General features: G+C 37.9%; 3 protein-coding genes. All 3 read right to left on the bottom strand.

Annotation, left to right across the window (positions count from 1 at the left end):
• Window positions 1-204 (bottom strand): hypothetical protein (locus A3842_RS32915; protein WP_208619398.1); only part of this gene is annotated, 204 nt, incomplete at its 3' end.
• Window positions 205-802: 598 nt separating this feature from the next.
• Complete coding sequence (locus tag A3842_RS08285) at window positions 803-1,570, bottom strand: SagB/ThcOx family dehydrogenase (protein ID WP_074101054.1); 768 nt, start codon at window positions 1,568-1,570, stop codon at window positions 803-805.
• A 716-nt stretch (window positions 1,571-2,286) separates the two neighbouring features.
• On the bottom strand, window positions 2,287-2,678 hold a 392-nt coding region (locus A3842_RS32910; RefSeq protein ID WP_074101053.1), incomplete at its 5' end, for a hypothetical protein.

Raw genomic sequence — 2,678 nt, 5'->3', positions numbered from 1 at the left:
TGTAAAGGAGCAAGAAACGGCGTCCACCTCCTGAGAGGCCGAACGAAGGAATGTAAGGGCAAAGACCCCGCGTGACATGGGAGGGTAAGCCGTCAGGAGACAGGTGTGGATATCCAAAGTGCGATCACAGAACGTATCCTTGGGTTGGGGATGAATCCCCCGCTCTCTATTCCCGCCACCGGCTTCACCAGAAAATAATGTCATCCTTACATGACTTCTCCAGCTCTCAATCTGTCTATGGCTGAAAATCTTAGAACGAGTGAGTAAACAAGAGTATTTATTAATTTATAGTGGGAGGATCTTTAAATGGGTTCTCAATCATGATACTTAGTGTTACCTGTAAAATGATACTGACAATAATAAATATAATAATATATCTTGTCATGTCCTCCTTTCCCTTATTATATTGACTATGGATTATTATTTGGCTAGTAACTATATTCAGAATTATCATTAGTCCACATATAAGAAGATGGCCGAGTCCAGTTAAGAATCCCTTAGTATAAAACTCAGGAAACAAAAGATGAAATAATTCTAGAATTAGTACAGGTAATACTATTGAGCAAAAAATGGATATCACGATTAAGAGAAGTTTCATCCTTGTCTTCATGTATTGACTCCTTAACAAATTGTTTTTTGTGGAATACCCTCTCTCAAGCAATAGGTATACTCATATTGAATTGCATCTCATTTTCTCATCTAGTATATCAGTCATTCAAAATACTGGAAATCAAAAAGAAGTCCTTAAGGTTATTCAACCTCAAAGACTCCTGTAGAGTTTTTTAGCAAAACAGATTAGAGCTTACAACGATTCCCGTTTCTTCCCAACTGCACCGAGATAGATCACAAATTCATCATCACCGTCTAATTCTAAAATCTCATCAATCAACTTTTGATCATAGATTCCAATGGCGCAAGCACCTGCACCGATAGATTCACTGGCTAAATAAAGGTTTTGACATACATGTCCAGCATCGATAAGGATTTTTTTGTGAGCTGAAATATCATACTTCCATTCGGAGCGATAGGGTGTTGTACTCCATGCAAACAGTACAGAGGCCTTTTTTGCAAAGTTAGGGACAAATGGCTGATCCAAAGTAATCGCATCAATCTTCTGTTCAATTTTTTCTAATTCAAACATGAATAAGAGCTTATGTTCTACAGGAAGGTATCTGTAGATTCCTTGCTCAATGCCTTCTACCCGCATAATAAACAAATAGGTTTCAAATGTGTGTGTTGCTCCACTGCATGGGACAGTTCGTAGCGTAAGTCCGTTCTTATTCATACCGGTAATCCCTTGGGTAGCCCATAATAAATAGGATAACTCATCCAGACTTAAAGTTTCCTCAGAATAAAACCTCGTACTTCTTCTTTGATCCATAATATCAAAAATGTTTTCTTTACACACAACGTCTTTGCTGATCTTTGGCAAATCAATAATTACCGATTTCGGATCAAAGGGTTTAACAATTGGTGGTTGTGCAAGTCCTTTGATCTTATCTGTTTTTATATGTTTGAATTCATGAAAATTAGATTTCAGAAAGTGCCTTTGTTGTTCGTATCTTTTCATAACTGATCCTCCTGAATTACCTTTTATAGCTTTAATTTATCATGTCATAAAAATTAGATGGTGATCGAACGCACTATTCAGTTGTTTTGGGTGAGCAAACTTCAATAAACCTCCCCTCAACCCTAAGGGTGAAAGAAGGCGTAAACGCATCGCTTCTGTAGCAGGGCAGCTATACTCTTCAGCTGTTTCCGCTTCCCCTATAGCTGCTGCAGACCAAGGACCTTCAGGTCCGCCGCATGAATATGCAATTAACTAACATTGTAGGGATCCTTTACTTCTCCTTATTCATGGTCCTTAGTTTTTGACTTTAGATCATTTAATGACCGCTGAAGATCATCCATCTTTCTTAGTCCAGAATATTGATTTCCTATAATTCCAGCCAATCCAATTACCAAGATAACTATAAGGAGTAAAGTCATTTCGCTATCTCCTTTCATTGTTAGGTTCAAAAATTCATTGCGTATCTTTCAGATAACGTTCTTGTATTCACGGATACGAGAGGCTAAAGGCGCGAAAACGCCGGTTCGAAGACTTAGCCTCTCAGGAGTCGATCGTTCCGGAGTTCTCGACGTACCACAAGCGCGATACGGTCGGATGGTGCGGATGTGTCCGGATGATTCCACTTCCTACTACTGAGATGCCTCGTCGATTCACATCGAACATCGACCGGACCGATGCCTGAACATGGTGTTATCTGATGCCGACTTTCAATTTCTTTAGATCCATTTAAAAAATGTTTTGTGATTCACTTCAATATTGTTGTTCCTCGCCCATTCTATTAAGGTATTTATTTCCTTATTGGTGTTACTAAATTTAAAACATAAACCTATTGGGACAATTCTATTCCTCTTTGGTTTAATTCCGATTACGCCATTACGTTCAATATTTATTTGGCTTATTTCACTGGCTTCAAGTTGATAGTTTTTGATAATTAATACTTTATTATCGAGTTGCAATAGCTTGGGTTTAAGAAGTCTCCTTGTAACAGCTGCAGTAATAATTAGTAGATAGACAATACTAAAAGCCAAATAAAGTAGTTTATTGGATCTATCGCTTGTAACAATGATATTAAGAATACATAATAAAGTCAGGATCGACATGCCAATAA

The organism is Paenibacillus sp. P3E (genome assembly GCF_001909045.1).
Taxonomy (GTDB): domain Bacteria; phylum Bacillota; class Bacilli; order Paenibacillales; family Paenibacillaceae; genus Paenibacillus_AQ; species Paenibacillus_AQ helianthi.
The sequence above is the reverse complement of the archived record's forward strand: the minus strand, read 5'-3'. Positions and strand labels throughout refer to the sequence as shown.